Here is an 18577-nt window from a genome sequence, read left to right on the forward strand (position 1 = left end):
GTCCTTCGCAAGGGAGGCGACATGAGCGTGCGCGACTGGCTGCACTGGTGCGCGATTCCTCTGGCGACGTTCGCGGCGCCGCCTGAAGGCGAGGGCGCGCCACCGGCAGAAGGCGCGGATCCGCAAGCCACGCCGCCCGTGCCGAAGCGGCGTGGCCGCACCTGGCTCAAAGCGTTCGCCTGGACCTTCGCGACGCTGCTGCTGATCGTTGCGCTGGTGGCCGGCGCGCTGTATGGCGCGCTCACGACCGAGCGCGGCACGGCGTTGGCGTGGCGCGCGGCGGTCAAGGTGCTCGGCGGTCAGCTGGCGGGCACGCTCGACGGCGGCGCGCTCGCCACCGGTGTGCGTCTGCGCGACGTGAGCTGGCATGGCACGGACGGCACGACCGCCACGATCGACCGCGCAAGCGGCGAGTGGAAGCTGGAGATCAACAAGGATCGCCCGTGGCGTTTCGTCGTGAGCTACCTGCATATCGGCGATATCGATCTGCGCGTGGTGCCGTCCAACGAGCCTTCCTCTGGGCCGCTGACGTTGCCGAAGGATCTGCGCCTGCCGCTTGCGCTCGATATTCGCGACGTGCATGTGAACAAGCTCACGCTGCATCAGGGCGCGAGCGCCACCGAATTCTCGAACTTCTCGTTCCGCGGCCGCAGTGACGGGCAGCATCACGAAGCCGCCGTCGAACAGCTCGATACGCCCTATGGCGCGGTGAGCGCCGAGGCGAAGCTCGATGGCGTGCGGCCGTTTGCGCTGGCGGGCACGCTCGGCTATTCGGGCAAGGTCAATAACGAAGACGTGCAGGTGAACGCGAATCTGGGCGGTTCGCTGGAAACGCTGGGCGCGGACGTCACGGCGAGCGGCATGAAGCTCACCGGCCGCGCGCATCTGGAGGCGGCGCCGTTCGCGGCGGTGCCGCTCAAGCGCGCGACGCTGGCATTCGATCACGTCAATCCGCAGGCCTTCGCGCCGGGCGCGCCGTTCGCCGATCTCGCGTTGCGCGCCGATCTGCAGCCCGCGCAAGCAGGCGTCAAACCGTTCGTGCCCGAGCCGCGTGCCGCGGTGGCGTCGGCTGCTTCGGTGGCTTCAGCGGCAACGGCGGCATCGGCGGCATCGGTTTCGAAAGCGCATGGCGCATCGGCGGGTGCCCGCGCCGATGCGCTCGCGCCGCCGCCCGCATCGGGCGTCAAGTCGGGCGTCAAGTCGGCAGGCGGCAAGCCCGCCAACGAGAACCCCAACGCCGCGGGCTTCACGGTCGCGGGCAGTGTTTCGATCGTCAATGCGAAGCCCGGCGCGATCGACGCGCAACTGCTGCCGCTCATCGACGCCCGCACCGACGTCGTACTCGACGCCCACACGCAGCGTCTCTCGAACCTCGACGTGCGGCTCGTCAAAAACGCGACGGTCACGGGTGGCGGCGTCATCAGCGGGCGCGACGGCCGCTTCGATCTCAAGGTCGCGAACCTCGACCTCAACGCGCTGCAGGCGAGCGTGCGTCCGACCCAGCTCGCCGGGCCGATCACCGTGCGTCTGGCCGACGACGTGCAGAGCGTCACCCTCGATCTCGCCGATCCCAAGGCCGCGCTGCGCGCCCAGGGCAAGATCACGCTGGACCCGGCGCGCATCGCCTTCAACGATGTGCGCGTGAGTTCGGGCGAAGGCCGCGTCGATCTGTCGGGCGCACTCAAGCACGACGCGAAATCCAGCTACACCCTCAAGGCCACGCTGACCAATTTCGATCCGCTCTCGCTGCTTTCGCAGGCGCCCAGCACAAGCACCGAACACCGGCCTGCCAGCGTGACGCCGCAGCCTTCCGGGCCGACTGAAGCGCAACGCAAGGCACAGGCCAATGCGCTCGACTCCAAACATAGCCTCGCGCTCAATCCGGCTGCGAACCCCGCGCTGAATCCCGCGCAATCGAGCGAGCAGGCGGCGGCCCAGAACGTCGCGCGCCATACCGTCCAGCAGCCCGCCGCTGCGAAACCCGTGCGCAAATCCGCTGCAAAGGCCCCCGCGCGGCGCGTCGAAGCGCGCGTGAACGGCACGCTCACGGCCACGGGCACGCTCGCGCCGGAACTCACCGCCAAGGCCGAATTCAAGCTCGGCCCGAGCGTCTACGACAACCTGCCGCTCACCGGCGAGGGGCTGATCCAGCTGGCGGGCATGCGCCTGTTGCCGAGCCGCGCGAATCTTTCGGTGGCGGGCAATAGCGTGGACCTGCAAGGCAGCTTCGGCGCACGCGGCGACCGCCTGCGCTTCAAGGTCGACGCGCCGCAACTCGATCGGCTGGGTTTCGGCGTGGCGGGGCAGGTGGCGGCGAACGGCGACCTGACAGGTACGATCGCGCATCCCGATGTCGCGCTCGACTACAAGGCCGATCACGTGGTGTTCGGCGAAAACCGTCTGGGCCATGCCGAAGGCCACGCCGAACTGCACGACGGCGCGAACGGCGCGCTTGCCTTTAGCGCCGACGCCAGCGGCATCGCGGCAGGCGGCGTCGAGATCGCCACGCTCACTGCGCGCCTGACCGGCACGCGGGCGAAACACGCGCTCACCGCGAGCGCGAAGGGCAAGGTGCAGGGCCAGCCGATCGACGTGCAGGTGGCGGCCAACGGCAAGCTCTCCGAAACGCGCGAAGGCACGCGCTGGGACGGCACCGTCACGCAGTTGCAGAATCGCGGCGCGCCGGACGTTGATCTGCAGGTGCCGCTCACCGTCAGCGCGGGGCCGGGCAAGGTGACACTGGGCGCAACGCGGCTCACGGCGCTCGGCGCGACGCTCGATCTCAAGTCCTTCGATCTCGATCATGGGCGCATCCGTTCGGCGGGCTCGCTGACCACGGTGTCGCTCGCGCGCATCATGCAGTTCCAGCAGCAGCTCACGGGCAAGCCGTCCAGTCTCAAGACCGATCTCGTGTTCGACGGCGACTGGGACTTTTCGGTCGGGCCGACGGCGAGCGGCTATATCCAGCTCAAACGCCGCTCGGGCGATATCACCGCCGAAATCGGCCGGGGTCTCGCTTCGGTCGGTATCGGCGATCTGAGCGCGCGCGCGGCCTTCAGCGGCGGCAATCGCCTGACGCTCACCGCGCACGCGCAGGCCAGCCGCGTGGGCGTGATCGATATCGACGCGAATACGACGCTGACGCCGCGCGACGGCATGCTCACGCTCGGCGAGGAAGCGCCGCTGGGCGGCACCATCAAGGCCGACGTGCCTTCGCTCAAGACCACGGGCGGGCTGCTTGGGCCGAGCTATCTGCTCGACGGTCACTTTGCGCTGCAACTCGCGCTGGGTGGCACCGTCGCGAAGCCCAATCTCTCGGGCTCGCTGATCGGCGATGGGCTGTCCGCGACGCTCGTCGATCAGGGGCTGCAGCTCAAGGACGGCGTGGTGCGCGTGATGCTGTCGAAGAATCTCGTCGACTTCCAGCAGGTGGAGTTCCACGGCGGCGACGGCACGCTGCGCGCCACCGGCCGCGTGCGCCTGGACAACGACGAACCCGACCTCACCGCGAGCATCGTCGCCGACAAGCTCGAACTGTTCGCCGCGCCCGATCGCCACCTGTCGCTCTCGGGCAGCGCGAGCATCGCCAATGGCGGCCATCTGGGCGGCATGCAGATCGACGGCAAGTTCACGGTCGACCGCGCGCTGTTCGACATGCCGGAATCGGCCGCGCCGGAACTGGGCGACGATGTCGTGATCGTGCGCCCGGACGGCACCACGCGCGGCGGTACGCCGCCGCCCGCCGTGCAGGCGCAGCAGGCGTCGGACAAGCCCGCGCCGCGCTTTGCGCCGCGCGCCAATATCGACATCAACCTGGGCCGCAACTTCCGCTTCCGCGGCATGGGCGCGGATCTCGGACTGGCCGGCACGATCACGGCGATGAGCGCGCCCGACGTGCCGCTGCGCGCCGTGGGCAACGTGCGCGTGACCGAGGGCTCCACCTACACGGCGTTCGGTCGCAAGCTCAATATCGAAAACGGCTTCTTCACCTTCAACGGACCGGTAGCGAACCCGGGCATCAATATCCTGGCGATGCGCCGCAACCAGCAGGTGGAGGCGGGCGTGCAGGTGATCGGCACAGTGCAGGCGCCGGTGGCGAAGCTGATCTCGGAACCCAACGTGCCCGATAACGAAAAACTCTCGTGGCTGCTGTTCGGCCATGGCACGGATCAGGGCAATAACGTCGGCCAGCAGAGCGCGATGACGACGGCGCTGGCGCTGCTCGGCAGTGCGAGCGGCAAGCGTATCGCGCAGGAAGTGGGACTCGACGAGTTTTCGATCGGCCGCAGCGAAGTGGGTCTGACGGATCCACAGGTGGTGATGCTGGCGAAGGCCATCAACGAATGGCTGGTGATTGGTTACGAGCAGGGCCTGCAATCGGCCTCGAATGCGGTGAAGGCGACGCTCAACCTGACGCGTTACTGGTCGGTGACCGCGTACGGCGGCACGTTCTACGGCGCGGATATTCTTTATACGCGTCGCTTTGACAGGATTCGCTGGTAGATCGCAGCACGCGTCGCGGACGAAAAAAAAGCACACCCTTGGGTGTGCTTTTTTGCTTCGGGCGCTGCGGCCGACGTGTGTTTAGCGCACGCGCATGCCCGGCTTCGCGCCGCTATGCGGTTCGAGGATGTAGAGGCCCGGTTCGGCCTTTTCATCCGCAGCCGAAGCCGCGAGCACCATGCCTTCCGACATGCCGAACTTCATCTTGCGCGGCGCGAGGTTGGCGACCATCACCGTGAGCTTGCCCTTGAGGTCTTCCGGCTTGTAGGCCGAACGGATGCCCGAGAACACGTTGCGCGTCTTCTCTTCGCCCACGTCGAGCGTGAGTTGCAGCAGCTTGTCCGAACCTTCGACGATATTGCAGTCGACGATCAGCGCCACGCGCAGGTCGATCTTCGCGAAGTCGTCGATAGAGATAACTTCGGGCGTTTCCGGTTCTGCGGCAGGCTTCTTCGCTTCCTTCGAGGCCTTCGACTTCTTGCTGGCGTCGGCAGCAGCGGCGGGTACGTCGGTCGCCTGCAGCGAATCGCGGTTCGCGGCCAGCAGCGCTTCGATCTGCTTCGGATCGACGCGCGTCATCAGATGCTTGTACGCGTTGATCGGCTGTTGCGAGGAGAGCGCCTTTCCAGCGTCGGCCCACGTGAGCGGTTCGATCGCGAGGAACGCTTCCACGCCTTGCGCGAGCTGCGGCAGCACCGGCTTGAGCGCGAGCGACAGCAGGCGGAACGCTTCCAGGCTGACGCTGCACGACTCATGCAGGGCGACCGCGTTGGCCGGGTCTTTCGCTTGCTCCCACGGCTTGGCTGCGTCGACGTAACCGTTGACGGCATCGGCGAGTTCCATCGTCGTGCGCAGCGCGCGGCTGTATTCGCGGGCTTCGTAGTTCGCGGCGATCTGCGGGATCGCGGCGCGCAGTTGCTCCAGCAGCGGATGCTTCATCGCGCTGTCCTGCACGCGGCCTTCGAAGCGCTTGATCAGGAAGCCCGCCGCGCGGCTGGCGATGTTGATGTACTTGCCCACCAGATCGCTGTTCACGCGCGCCTGGAAGTCCTCGAGGTTCAGGTCGAGGTCTTCCATCGTGCTGTTGAGCTTCGCGGCGAAGTAGTAGCGCAGCCATTCCGGGTTCAGGCCCGTCGTGATGTAGCTTTCCGCCGTGATGAAGGTGCCGCGCGACTTCGACATCTTCGCGCCGTCCACCGTGAGGAAGCCGTGCGCGAACACGTTCGTAGGCGTGCGATGACCCGAGAATTCGAGCATCGCCGGCCAGAACAGCGTGTGGAAATACAGGATGTCCTTGCCGATGAAGTGATACTGCTCGGTCTTCGAACCGGGCTTGACCCACTCTTCGAAATTCAGGCCGCGCTTCTCGCACAGGTTCTTGAAGCTCGCGTAGTAGCCGACCGGCGCGTCCAGCCACACGTAGAAGTACTTGCCCGGCGCGCCCGGAATTTCAAAGCCGAAGTAGGGCGCATCGCGCGAGATGTCCCAGTCGGCGAGCTTCGATTCGCCCGCGTCGCCCAGCCACTCGCGCATCTTGTTGGTGGCTTCCGGTTGGGCCAGACCTGCCACCCAGCCGCGCAGGAATGTTTCGCAGCGCGGGTCGGAAAGACGGAAGAAGTAGTGCGTCGAAGTCTTGCGGATGGGCGTAGCGCCCGACACCACCGAGTACGGATTCTTCAGGTCGGTAGGCGCATAGGTCGAGCCGCATACTTCGCAGCTGTCGCCGTATTGATCCTTCGCGCCGCACTTCGGGCACTCGCCCTTGATGAAGCGGTCCGGCAGGAACATGTTCTTGACCGGATCGTAGGCCTGCTCGATGTCGCGCGTTTCGATGAAACCCGCTTCCTTGAGCGCCAGATACACCGATTCCGACAGCACACGGTTCTCGTCCGAATCGGTCGAGTAGTAGTTGTCGAAGGACACGCCGAAGCTGTCGAAGTCGCGCTTGTGCTCTTGCCAGACGCGCGCGATCAACTGCTGCGGCGTGAGGCCTTCCTTCTCGGCGCGCAGCATGACGGGCGTGCCGTGGGTGTCGTCGGCACCGACGTAATAGACCTCGTGCCCGTGCATTCGATGTGCACGGACCCAGATGTCCGTCTGGATGTACTCGACCAGATGGCCGATGTGGATCTGGCCGTTCGCATACGGCAGAGCAGACGTGACGAGAATCTGGCGGCCGCTCTGGACGCTGGAGGCGCCGGCGGCGAGGTCGGTGGCGGGTGCTGACATAAGTGGTTGGACGTCCGATGTTGCGGGGGGAAACCGCGATTTTAGCAGGGCGCACGCGCGAAGCGTCTGGGCCCCGGTGCGCCGCGTTGCAGAAAACGCAGGCAAAAAAAACCGGGGCAGGATGGCCCCGGAGCAACAACGACAAGAGGAGAATGGTGACGCGGCGGCATGACCGCACACGTACCGTAAAGACAGACAGCGCTATTTCACGAGAGTTCGAAAATTTTTTCGATTCGCTGAAATGGCCTTGCGGCGGGTTTCTCATGCGTGAAGGTCGGCCATTTCTCCTGCATGAAAAGCAGAACGGGACGGCGTTTCGGCCGTCCCGTTCTGCTTTGTCGCTATTTATCCAGCGAAGCGCTTACTGCTGATGCTGGGCCGTGGCGCGCAGATAGATTTCCACGCGGCGGTTGGCGGTGCGGCCGGCTTCCGTGCTGTTGTCGGCGATCGGTTGCGTGTCGCCGCGACCTTCGGCGGCCATGCGCTGCATCGGGATGCCGCGACCCGCCAGGTAGTTCACCACGCTCTGCGCGCGGTTGACCGACAGCGTCTGGTTGTACGCCGGCTGGCCGGTGTTATCCGTATGACCCACCACCTGGGCGACGACTTCCGGGTTCTGCTGCAGCGTCTGCGCGACCTGGTCGAGCACCGGCGCGAACGACGGCTTGATCGCGTAGCTGTTGGTGTCGAACGTCACGTTGCTCGGGATGTTGAGCTTGAGCGAGCCGTCCGGCTGTTCGGTGATCTGCGTGCCGGTGCCCTTGGTGGCGCCCGACAGCTTGTTGTGAATGGCTTGCCAGTTGTAGCCGGTGATGCCGCCCACCAGCGCGCCTGCGCCCGCGCCGATCGCCGCGCCCTTGCCGCCGCCGAAGATCGCGCCGATCGCCGCGCCCGTGCCCGCGCCGACGCCGGTGCCCACGGCCGTGTTGGTGCCCTGCTGGGTCGCGCAGCCTGCGACGAGCGCACCGGCGACAGCGAAGACGGACAGACGGGTCAAGATTCTTGTGTTCATTTTCAATCCTCTCTTGAGTGAAACGGGAAGGCTGCACTGTGCCGGTTACCGGCCCCGACTGGGTTCAGGGTCATAGGACGGCGCGCGGCGGCAGCTACTACAATGACGGCTTGAGCGCCTGTAAAAGGCGCTGGCCTGGCGCGAAAAGACTGCTGCCGCGAAGCGTGCCCTGCCGCAGGAATTTGCGCAATCCAGCTTAACAATTTCTTTCGATTTACGGCGTCTAAGCGGCACCCCACGGGCCGCTCGGGACGACGGGTCGATCATCCCCACGGAGTTTCAATGAGCATTGATCGGGCATTGGTGGACGCGGCTCTCGCGGCCCTCGCGGATCCGAACACGGGCCGTCCCTACACGACGGCCAAAGGCGTGCGCAACGTCGCGATCGACGGCGAAACGGTTGACGTCGAGATCGTGCTCGGCTATCCGGCGAAGAGCCAGTACGACGCGATCCGCGCCCAGGTCCAGGCTGCGCTCGCGGCGGTTCCCGGCGTGAAGGCAAGCCGCGTGACGGTGCGCCACGAAGTGACCGCTCACACGGTGCAGCGTGGCGTGAAGCTGCTGCCGAACGTGAAGAACATCGTGGCCGTGGCCTCGGGCAAGGGCGGCGTCGGCAAGAGCACGACCGCCGTGAATCTGGCGCTGGCGCTGGCCGCCGAAGGCGCGTCGGTGGGCGTGCTCGACGCCGACATCTACGGCCCCTCGCTGCCGATGATGCTGGGCATCGAGGGCCGCCCCGAGTCGCCCGACGGCCAGTCGATGAATCCGCTCGAAGGCCATGGCGTGCAGGCCAACTCCATCGGCTTCCTCGTCGACCAGGACAACCCGATGGTCTGGCGCGGCCCGATGGCCACCTCGGCGCTCGAACAACTGCTGCGGCAGACGAACTGGCGCGAACTCGACTATCTCGTCGTGGACATGCCGCCGGGCACCGGCGACATCCAGCTCACGCTCTCGCAGCGCGTGCCGGTGACGGGCGCCGTGATCGTGACGACGCCGCAGGACATCGCGCTGCTCGACGCGAAGAAAGGTCTGAAGATGTTCGAGAAAGTGGGCATTCCGATTCTCGGCATCGTCGAAAACATGGCGGTCCACGTCTGCACGAACTGCGGTCACGCCGAGCATATCTTCGGCGCGGGCGGCGGCGAGCGCATGGGCAAGGAGTACGGCGTCGAAGTACTGGGCAGCCTGCCGCTCGATATCTCGATTCGCCAACAGGCCGATTCGGGCGCGCCGACGGTCGTGGCCGCCCCCGAAAGCGCCGTCGCCGATACCTACAAGGCGATTGCTCGTCGCGTGGCGATCCAGATCGCCGAACGCTCGCGCGACATGAGCTCGAAATTCCCGACCATCGTGGTGCAGAACACCTGAGTGCGTTCGTCCCGACCGGCGTTTTAAAAGGCACGCCGCGTGCGCCTTGCATGACGAGGCCCGCGGCGTGCGCGTTTGCGCACATGACGGGGCGGTTCGAGGCCACGGAAGGCCCGCGACTGCGCGCGTGCGCGGTATCATGTGGGATTCATGGGTCCGGATCGACAGCCGCAATGGGCGGGCGTGCGCCGGCAAGAGGAACGCATGGTTAAAGGAAACGACAGGCAGGCGGGAAATGCAGTCCTGGTGGCCGTGGTTGCGTGCATGCTGCTGGGCGGCTGCACGAGCTTCATGGGCCAGCAGGACAAGCGTGCGGGCACGCAGTTGCAGCCCACCGTCGGCAATCAGGTGCGCGGCACCGTGTCGTTCGTCGAACACTCTGACGGCGTGCAGGTGAGCTACAACCTCGCCGGCCTGCCGCCCGATTCCGACCATGCCCTGCAGATCCACGAACGCGGCGACTGCAACGCCACCGACGCTTCCAGCGCCGGTCCGGTCTTTGCGCCCGCCGCCGAGCGTCTCAAGCCCGGCGCGCGCGTCGCGGGCGACCTCGGCAACATTCATGCGGATTCCAACGGCGTGGCCACCGGCTTTCTGGTCGCCACCGACGTGTCGCTCGACGGCGTGCGTTCGGTGCTGCAGCGCGCGGTGATCGTCCATCACGACGCCATCGATCCTTACGCCTGGCCGCAACGCGGCACCGGCGCGGCGCTGGCGTGCGGCGTGGTGAAGGTGCAGTGAGCGCATTCAACGAGCCGATTCAACGCGCCAATGCGCGGCAGGAAGCGCCTGTAAGCCGCCTGCAACACGTCTCGAACGTGCCCGAAAGCCCCGCTAAAGCGCGAATGTGACGATTGCGCGGCGCATTCGAAGCGCACTTCCAGGCACACAGACTCACATCGCGTAAAATAGTCGCCTTTCGCAAGGCAACGCCACGGCCAGAGGGCCCTGGGCGGGTTTTGCGAGCATTCTTCTTTTTTGTTCCCCGTTTTTTCTGGACCGTAGCGAAACATGGCAATCAAATCCGACAAGTGGATCCGGCGCATGGCCGAAGAGCAGAACATGATCGAGCCGTTCGCGCGCGACCAGGTTCGCCTGTCGGAAGACGGCCGCAAGATCGTCAGCTACGGCACCTCCAGCTACGGCTACGACATCCGCTGCGCCGACGAATTCAAGATCTTCACGAACATCAACTCGACCATCGTCGATCCGAAGAATTTCGACGAAAAGTCGTTCGTGGACTTCAAGGGCGACGTCTGCATCATCCCGCCGAATTCGTTCGCGCTGGCGCGTACCGTCGAGTATTTCCGCATTCCGCGCAGCGTCCTGACGGTGTGTCTGGGCAAGTCCACTTATGCGCGCTGCGGCATCATCGTGAACGTCACGCCGTTCGAACCCGAGTGGGAAGGTTACGTCACGCTCGAATTCTCGAATACGACACCTTTGCCTGCCAAAATCTACGCGAACGAAGGCGTAGCCCAGGTGCTCTTCTTTGAGAGCGACGAGGTCTGCGAAGTGTCTTACGCGGATCGCGGCGGCAAGTATCAAGGCCAGCACGGCGTTACTTTGCCGAAGACCTGACGTTCGAGCGCACTTAACCCACCGGATTTACGACATACGGGGACCGCTGCGCGTTACATGCAGCGGTCGTTTCATTTGGAGAATCGCCCATGAAGTTTCGTTTTCCCGTCGTCATCATCGACGAAGACTTTCGCTCCGAGAACATCTCGGGTTCCGGCATCCGCGCTCTCGCCGAAGCCATCGAGAAAGAGGGCGCGGAAGTCCTCGGGCTGACGAGCTACGGCGACCTCACGTCGTTCGCGCAGCAGTCGAGCCGCGCCGCGTGCTTCATCCTGTCGATCGACGACGACGAGCTGCTGCCCTACGTGGAAGGCACGGACGGCGACGCGCCGGAGCACGCGCCCGCGATCGTCGCGCTGCGTGCGTTCATGGAAGCGGTGCGCACGCGTAACGCCGACATTCCCATCTTCCTGTACGGCGAAACGCGCACCTCGCGCCATCTGCCCAACGATATCCTGCGCGAGCTGCACGGCTTCATTCACATGTTCGAGGACACGCCGGAGTTCGTGGCGCGTCACGTGATTCGTGAAGCGCGCGTGTATCTGGACGCGCTTGCGCCGCCGTTCTTCAAGGAACTCGTCAAGTACGCCGACGAAGGCTCGTACTCGTGGCACTGCCCGGGTCACTCGGGCGGCGTGGCGTTCCTGAAGAATCCGCTTGGCCAGATGTTCCACCAGTTCTTCGGCGAAAACATGCTGCGCGCGGACGTCTGCAACGCCGTGGAAGAACTCGGCCAGCTGCTCGATCACACCGGCCCGGTTGCGGCATCGGAGCGCAACGCGGCGCGCATTTTCAGCGCCGACCACGTGTTCTTCGTGACCAACGGCACCTCCACGTCGAACAAGATCGTCTGGCACGCAACGGTGGCGCCGGGCGACATCGTGCTGGTGGACCGCAACTGCCACAAGTCGATCCTGCACGCGATCACGATGACGGGCGCGATCCCCGTGTTCCTCACGCCGACGCGCAACAACTTCGGCATCATCGGCCCGATTCCGCGCGACGAGTTCAAGCCGGAAAACATCCGCAAGAAGATCGAGGCGAACCCGTTCGCCCGTGAAGCGCTGGCGAAGAATCCGAACGTCAAGCCGCGCATTCTGACGATCACGCAGAGCACGTATGACGGCGTGGTCTACAACGTCGAGATGATCAAGGATCTGCTCGGCGATATGCTCGACACGTTGCACTTCGACGAAGCCTGGCTGCCGCACGCCGAATTCCACGAGTTCTACCAGGACATGCACGCGATCGGCGCAGGCCGTCCGCGCACCAAGGCGCTGGTGTTCGCCACGCACTCCACGCACAAGCTGCTGGCCGGGATCTCGCAGGCTTCGCAGATCGTCGTGCAGGACTCGGAAGACAGCGCGTTCGACCGCCATCGCTTCAACGAGGCGTATCTGATGCACACGTCGACCTCGCCGCAATACGCGATCATCGCGTCGTGCGACGTGGCGGCCGCGATGATGGAAGCGCCGGGCGGCCCGGCGCTGGTGGAAGAGTCGATCGCCGAAGCGCTCGATTTCCGCCGCGCCATGCGCAAGGTCGACGCCGAATACGGCGACGACTGGTTCTTCCAGGTCTGGGGTCCGGACGATCTGGCCGAAGAAGGCATCGGCTCGCGCGAAGACTGGATCCTGCGTCCGAACGATCACTGGCACGGTTTCGGCGCGCTGGCCGAAGGCTTCAACATGCTGGACCCGATCAAGGCGACCATCGTCACGCCGGGTCTGGACGTGGACGGCGAATTCGGCGAAACCGGCATTCCGGCCGCCATCGTCACGAAGTACCTGGCCGAGCACGGCATCATCGTCGAGAAGACCGGCCTGTATTCGTTCTTCATCATGTTCACGATTGGCATCACCAAGGGCCGCTGGAACTCGATGGTCACGGAACTCCAGCAGTTCAAGGACGACTACGACAACAACCAGCCGCTGTGGCGCGTGCTGCCGGAATTCGTCGCGCAACACCCGATGTACGAACGCGTGGGCCTGCGCGATCTGTGCCAGCAGATCCACAGCGTCTACCGCGCCAACGACATCGCGCGTCTGACGACCGAGATGTATCTGTCGACGATGGAACCGGCGATGAAGCCGTCCGACGCGTTCGCCAAGCTCGCGCACCGCGAGATCGATCGCGTGCCGGTCGACGAACTCGAAGGCCGCGTCACGTCGATCCTGCTCACGCCGTACCCGCCGGGCATTCCGCTGCTGATTCCGGGCGAGCGCTTCAACAAGACGATCGTGAACTACCTGAAGTTCGCGCGCGAATTCAACGAGCGCTTCCCGGGCTTCCACACCGACATCCACGGACTCGTGGGCGAGACCATCAACGGCCGCATCGAGTACTTCGTGGATTGCGTGCGGGCCTAAGCGGGAGCGCGCGGTATGACGGTGCGGCTTCTGCGCAAGGCGGTGCGGGCGTTTGTATCGGCAGGGGTGCTGGCGGGTGCGCTTGCAGGTGCATCGGCGGCGCACGCCGAAGTCTCGGCGGCGGACCCGATCGATGCGGGCATGCGCGCGTGTCAGTCCCGCGCCGACCGCTCGTCAACGGCGGGCCAGGTCCAGTGCATGGATGAAGCGCGCGCGGCCTGGCGCAGCGCCGCCGACGCCGCGCTCGCGCAGTTGATCGCGAAGCAACCGGCCGCGCAGCAAAAGCGCTGGAAGGCGAGCCAGCAAAAGTGGGTCGCTTGGCGCGACGCCGAAGATACGATGCTGGGCGCGGCCTTCGCCACCTCCAGCGGTTCCTCGTATCAGCTTTACGAGGCGGATATGCGCCTGCAGCCCGTGCGCGACCGCGCGCTCGCGCTGCGCGCATCGCTGGCGACGGCGACGGGCAAGCCCGTGCGTGCGCGTGCCTGTAGCGCCGATGCGCGCTGCGAGCATGTGAGCTACGACCTGGACCGTTACTACCGTCAGTTCTACGCGCGCATGCCGAAGCACGCGCGGCCCGCGGTGGCGCGCGCTCAGAGCGCGTGGCGCGCCTATCGTGACGCCACCACGCCGCTCATCGACGAACATGCGCGGCTCGATCTGCTGGGCGCGCGGCTGGCGACGCTCAAGCGGCTGTCGGAGACGGTGAATAACCGCTGAAACCGCTGCATCAATCGATACGAAAACGGGCGTGAATCCTTGCGATTCACGCCCGTTTCTTTTGGCGCCGTCTGGCGGCACAAGCGCGCGCCGCGCTCAGTCGATCACGAAATCATCGGGCGCATGGGTGGGCAGCGTGGTCGGATCGCCGAGCAGGTCGTGCAAGGCGGCCTCGATATAGATGGACATGGCGCTGAGCGCGAGATCGTTGTCCTCGGTGCCGAACGGGTCTTCGATCTGCGAAGCGATGGCTTCGTGCGCCATGAACGCGTAAGCGACGAACACCGCGAAGATCGGCGTGAGCGAGCCGATGCTGTCCACCAGACCGAACGGCAACAGCGCGCAGAAGAAGTAGACCGTGCGGTGGATCATCACCGTGTAGGCGAAGGGCAGCGGCGTTGAGGCGATGCGCTCGCAGCCGCCGATCACATCCGATAGCCCATTCAGATTGCGCTCGAAGGCCAGCACCGCGAAACCGTCGAGGCGGCCTTCGCGCGTTTCGTTGCGCACCCACTCGGAAGCGCTGAGCAGCAAGGTCATCGGCCGGAAGCGCGAGGCCATCACGCGCGCGAGCAAAGCGGGCGGCAGCAGTCGCGCGAGATCGGCTTGCGGGTCGGTGTGGCGCAACTGATGGCGCAGGGCGTGCGGCAGTGCGCTCAATACGGTGACGAATGCGCGGGCGCGCGCGATGGCGTCGCTGGCATCGCCGCCATTCGGCAGCGTCAGCGCCTCGCGCGTGAGCGAGCGGGTTTCGTTGAGCAACTGGCCCCAGAGCTTGCGGCCTTCCCAATAGCGGTCGTAGCTGGCGTTATTGCGAAAGCCCAGAAAGACGGCCAGCGCGATGCCGATAAGCGAAAACGGCACGGTGCTGAGATTCACCGTCACGCGCAGGATGTGATCGTGCGCGGCCACGGCCACGAACGACAGGCACAGCACGATAAAGAGGCGTGGCAACAGTTGCGGCAGGACGGAACCGCGCCACGCCAGCAGCATGCGGAACCATTCGAGATGAGGGCGGACGATCATGAGTGCGTGCAGGTCGGGTCTGACGGGCAACCCTGCAACGATACGATGCCGCGGGCCGCTTCTGCAAAAAATCATACGCGGATGGATCGGTGCGTCGGGCGCACACTTCGCGTAATTTGGGGCGGGTACAGCGCCCCGCTATGTGTCTAACACTGATCTGCGGATAAAAAACGGGGCGCGCGACAGAGAATCGTCGCGCGCCCCGTTTCAGGCGTATTGGCCGCTGAAGGCTTACTTCAGCGCCGCACGCGCCGCAGCCACCGCCGCGCGAACCTGCTCCGGCGCGGTGCCGCCCGGATGATTACGCGCCGAGACTGAGCCTTCCAGCGTCAGCACTTCGAACACGTCTTCGGCGAGCAGATGCGCGACGGCCGGCAGTTCGCTGCGCATTTCGTCGAGCGTCAGATCGGCGAGATCGCAATTGCGGTCCACGCAGATACGCACGGCGTGCGCCACGGCTTCGTGTGCGTCGCGGAACGGCAGACCCTTCTTCACGAGGTAGTCGGCCAGATCGGTGGCCGTCGAGAAGCCTTGCAGCGCGGCGGCGCGCATCGCATCGGCCTTGACCGTGATGCCCGCGACCATTTCCGCGAAGATGCGCAGCGTGTCCGCGACCGTATCGACGGTATCGAACAGCGGTTCCTTGTCTTCCTGGTTGTCCTTGTTGTACGCGAGCGGCTGGCCCTTCATCAGCGTGAGCAGGCCGATCAGATGGCCATTCACGCGGCCGGTTTTGCCGCGCGCGAGTTCGGGCACGTCCGGGTTCTTCTTCTGCGGCATGATCGACGAGCCGGTGCAGAAGCGATCGGCGATATCGATGAAACCGACGCGCGGGCTCACCCACAGCACCAGTTCTTCCGAGAAGCGCGACACGTGCGTCATCACCAGCGCCGCGGCGGCGGTGAATTCGATCGCGAAGTCGCGGTCGGACACGGCGTCGAGCGAGTTCGCGCAGATGCCGTCGAAGCCCAGCGTCTTCGCCACGGCGTGACGGTCGATCGGATAGCTGGTGCCCGCGAGCGCCGCCGCGCCCAGCGGCAGACGGTTCACGCGCTTGCGGCAGTCGACCATGCGCTCGGCGTCGCGCGAGAACATTTCCACGTAGGCGAGCAGGTGATGGCCGAAGGTGACCGGCTGCGCCACCTGCAGGTGGGTGAAGCCGGGCATGATGGTGCCCGCGTGCTGCTCGGCCAGATCGAGCAGCGCGCCGCGCAGATCGCCCAGCAGGCCGCCGATGCGATCGATTTCGCCGCGCAGCCACAGGCGGATGTCGGTTGCGACCTGGTCGTTGCGCGAGCGGCCCGTGTGCAGGCGCTTGCCGGCATCGCCGATCAGCGCGGTCAGGCGCGCTTCGATGTTCAGGTGCACGTCTTCGAGGTCGAGCTTCCACTCGAACTCGCCGCGCTCGATCTCACCCTTGATTTGCGCCATGCCGCCCTGAATGGCGGCGAGGTCGTCGGCGGAGATGATCTTCTGCGCGGCCAGCATCGACGCGTGCGCAAGCGACCCCTCGATATCGACCAGCGCGAGGCGCTTGTCGAAGAAGACCGACGACGTATAGCGTTTGACCAGCTCCGACATGGGCTCGGAGAAGCGAGCCGACCAGGCTTCGCCTTTTTTGTGCAGTTGGGACGTCATGGTGATGGGGCGTGATGAGACGTGAGCGAACGGGCAGGGCGCTCTGGAGCGAACTCCAGCGCCGCGCACAGCGGGAAAGTTAGCGATTTTAACATCGGCGCGAGCCTTGCCCGGCGCGGCCGACGTTGCTTACAGGCGCACCAGCACGACCAGCTTGAGGTCTTCGCGATGCGCGGGCTTGAGCGTGATCTGGTCGTAGGCGATGCGGCCGTGGCGCGGATGGTTGAATTCGCGCCGGCCGCCCTCGCGCTCGAACACGTCCTGCGAACCCCAATAGCGCGCGAATTCGTCGCTTGAGGCCAGCAGGGAATCGATCAGCGCGCGGGTGGGCGCGTCGTTCAGATGGCGGATCGAATCGGCGCGAAATTCGGCGGCCAGACGCCGCGCGCGCGTTTCCCAGTCGACGATCAGCTCGCGCCCGAGCGGCTGCGTAAAGGTGAAGCGCAGCAGATTGCGGTCGTGATCGCCGTCGAGCCAGCCCGTGAACAGATCGGCGGCATGGGCGTTCCAGGCGAGCGCGGTCCACTGGCGGTCGAGCACATAGGCGGGTGCATCCACCAGCTGCACGGTCTGCAGCAGCGTTTCGGGCGCGGCGCCCGCGCCTGGTGCGTCGGGCTCGGCCGGATCGCGCTGCGCGGCCAGCTCGAACAGATAGGCGCGTTCGGCGCGCGACAGGCGCAGCGCCACGGCAATGCGCGCGAGCGCCTCCGCCGACGCCGACACCGGGCGGCCCTGTTCGATCCACGTGTACCAGGTGGGGCTGACGCCGCACAACTGCGCGACTTCCTCGCGGCGCAAGCCGGGCGTGCGGCGACGCGGGCCCGGCGGCAGACCGACTTCCTCGGGCGAAAGCCGCTCGCGATGGGCGCGGATAAATTCGCCGAGCGCGCGTGCGGGCGTGGCTTCGAGGGTTCGGGCGGAACCGCTTTCCGGGGAGGCGGGCGACGCTGCGGGGGTATCGATGCTCATGAGACTGGGGCAGGTGCTGTTGATACCAGAATAAATGCTTAACTTGTACTGGTACAGATGGGGCTCTATTGTAGCGGCACGCCGTCCAATTCCCGAGATTCCCCACAAACAGGAGCATGCGATGAAGCATCACGATCAGGTCGCCGACGCCTTCGGCTCGACCGCCGCCGCCTATCTCACGAGCCAGGTTCACGCGAGCGGCGCGGATCTGGACAACCTCGCCGCCACCTTCGCGGCGACCTGCGGCAATGCGACGGTGCTGGACATGGGTTGCGGCGCGGGCCACGCGAGCTTTGCCGTCGCGCCGCACGTGAAGGAAGTGGTGGCCTACGACATCGCCCCGCAGATGCTCGCGACCGTCGAAGCCGCTGCAAAAGAGCGCGGCTTGAGCAGCGTGAGCACGCAGCAGGGCGCCGCCGAGACCTTGCCGTTCGACGATGCGCGCTTTAACTGGGCGATCAGCCGCATGAGCGCGCACCACTGGCGCGACGTGCCGCGCGCGCTTGCCGAAGTGCATCGCGTGCTCAAGCCGGGCGGGCGCATCAAGTTCATCGATATCGCGGGTATCGACGATCCGCTTTACGACACCTGGATTCAGGCGGTGGAAGTGCTGCGCGACGCCTCGCACATCCGCGACTATCGCGCCGACGAGTGGATCGCGATGCTCGACCGCGCGGGTTTCGATGCGAAGGTAAGCGAGCGCTGGCGCATTGATATCGACTTCGATTCGTGGGTGGCGCGTATGCGCACGCCGGCCGAGCGCGTGACGGCGATCCGCTCGCTGTGGGGTAGCGCGCCGGATGAGGTGAAGCAGTATTTCGACGTCAAGGCCGATGGGTCGTTCAAGCTCGATGCGCTGATGATCGAGGCGACGCGGCGGGGGTGAGGGGAGCTTTTTACAGCGTGTCGGCCTCGTCTCGCCGACGCCGTATGTCGATCAGGTCAGGCGTGCTCCCGCCCAGCGCGGCGAGTCGCCTCGCTGTCCGAACCCGAATGAAGGTCTCGATGGCCACGCGAAACAGATCGGCTTCGTCCATGCCGGGGTCTGCCATTGCAAGCGCTGTTTCGTAAAGCGCGTCGTCTAGCGTGACGGTCGTTCGCACGATGCTCCTCTTTGTTGGGCGTCGTTTTCATGGAAGCGGATCAGCGTGCCATCGTG

Annotated in this window: 13 protein-coding genes; 7 read left to right on the forward strand and 6 right to left on the reverse strand. The window is 65.6% G+C overall.

The window, feature by feature from the left end; genetic code table 11:
• The first annotated feature begins 21 nt into the window (after positions 1-21).
• A complete protein-coding gene (locus tag F3J17_RS20155) occupies positions 22-4503 on the forward strand; it encodes a translocation/assembly module TamB domain-containing protein (protein ID WP_167062557.1) in 4482 nt (1493 codons plus the stop codon).
• An 81-nt stretch (positions 4504-4584) separates the two neighbouring features.
• Here the strand turns inward: F3J17_RS20155 and metG are convergent, their stop codons facing one another.
• Both metG and F3J17_RS20165 read right to left on the reverse strand, forming a co-directional pair.
• Positions 4585-6732, reverse strand: coding sequence for a methionine--tRNA ligase (metG, locus tag F3J17_RS20160; protein WP_167062560.1), 2148 nt, complete (start codon positions 6730-6732; stop codon positions 4585-4587).
• Between the two features lie 361 nt (positions 6733-7093).
• Positions 7094-7744, reverse strand: a complete 651-nt coding sequence (locus F3J17_RS20165) for an OmpA family protein (RefSeq protein WP_167062563.1) — start codon at positions 7742-7744, stop codon at positions 7094-7096.
• 282 nt (positions 7745-8026) lie between these two features.
• Between F3J17_RS20165 and apbC the strand changes: the two genes are divergently transcribed.
• From apbC to F3J17_RS20190, 5 genes are all read left to right on the forward strand, one after another.
• Entirely contained in the window at positions 8027-9115 is a 1089-nt protein-coding gene (gene apbC / locus F3J17_RS20170) for an iron-sulfur cluster carrier protein ApbC (protein WP_167062566.1), read from the forward strand.
• Between the two features lie 204 nt (positions 9116-9319).
• Complete coding sequence (locus F3J17_RS20175; RefSeq protein ID WP_167062569.1) at positions 9320-9856, forward strand: superoxide dismutase family protein; 537 nt, start codon at positions 9320-9322, stop codon at positions 9854-9856.
• Positions 9857-10126: 270 nt separating this feature from the next.
• Complete coding sequence (gene dcd, locus F3J17_RS20180; RefSeq protein ID WP_167062572.1) at positions 10127-10696, forward strand: dCTP deaminase; 570 nt, start codon at positions 10127-10129, stop codon at positions 10694-10696.
• Between the two features lie 89 nt (positions 10697-10785).
• Positions 10786-13065 carry an arginine/lysine/ornithine decarboxylase gene (locus F3J17_RS20185; RefSeq protein WP_167062575.1) on the forward strand — a complete coding sequence of 760 codons (2280 nt, stop codon included), beginning with the start codon at positions 10786-10788 and terminating at the stop codon, positions 13063-13065.
• Between the two features lie 15 nt (positions 13066-13080).
• Positions 13081-13785, forward strand: coding sequence for a lysozyme inhibitor LprI family protein (locus F3J17_RS20190; protein ID WP_167062578.1), 705 nt, complete (start codon positions 13081-13083; stop codon positions 13783-13785).
• A gap of 96 nt (positions 13786-13881) precedes the next feature.
• Here F3J17_RS20190 and F3J17_RS20195 read toward each other — a convergent pair whose 3' ends face one another.
• The 3 genes from F3J17_RS20195 to F3J17_RS20205 form a co-directional block, all read right to left on the reverse strand.
• On the reverse strand, positions 13882-14811 hold the full coding sequence (locus F3J17_RS20195) for a bestrophin family ion channel (RefSeq protein WP_167062581.1): 930 nt from the start codon (positions 14809-14811) through the stop codon (positions 13882-13884).
• Between the two features lie 231 nt (positions 14812-15042).
• On the reverse strand, positions 15043-16449 hold the full coding sequence (argH, locus tag F3J17_RS20200) for an argininosuccinate lyase (RefSeq protein ID WP_167062584.1): 1407 nt from the start codon (positions 16447-16449) through the stop codon (positions 15043-15045).
• A gap of 129 nt (positions 16450-16578) precedes the next feature.
• A complete protein-coding gene (locus F3J17_RS20205) occupies positions 16579-17418 on the reverse strand; it encodes a helix-turn-helix transcriptional regulator (RefSeq protein WP_167062587.1) in 840 nt (279 codons plus the stop codon).
• Between the two features lie 121 nt (positions 17419-17539).
• Here F3J17_RS20205 and F3J17_RS20210 point away from each other — a divergent pair, with 121 nt between their 5' ends.
• Positions 17540-18304 carry a class I SAM-dependent methyltransferase gene (locus F3J17_RS20210; protein ID WP_167062590.1) on the forward strand — a complete coding sequence of 255 codons (765 nt, stop codon included), beginning with the start codon at positions 17540-17542 and terminating at the stop codon, positions 18302-18304.
• 10 nt (positions 18305-18314) lie between these two features.
• On the opposite strand, the gene F3J17_RS20215 is transcribed toward F3J17_RS20210, so the two are convergent.
• Entirely contained in the window at positions 18315-18521 is a 207-nt protein-coding gene (locus tag F3J17_RS20215; protein ID WP_167062593.1) for a type II toxin-antitoxin system VapB family antitoxin, read from the reverse strand.
• Positions 18522-18577: the final 56 nt, after the last annotated feature.

The organism is Burkholderia sp. Ax-1719 (assembly GCF_011753055.1).
Taxonomy (GTDB): Bacteria; Pseudomonadota; Gammaproteobacteria; order Burkholderiales; family Burkholderiaceae; genus Paraburkholderia.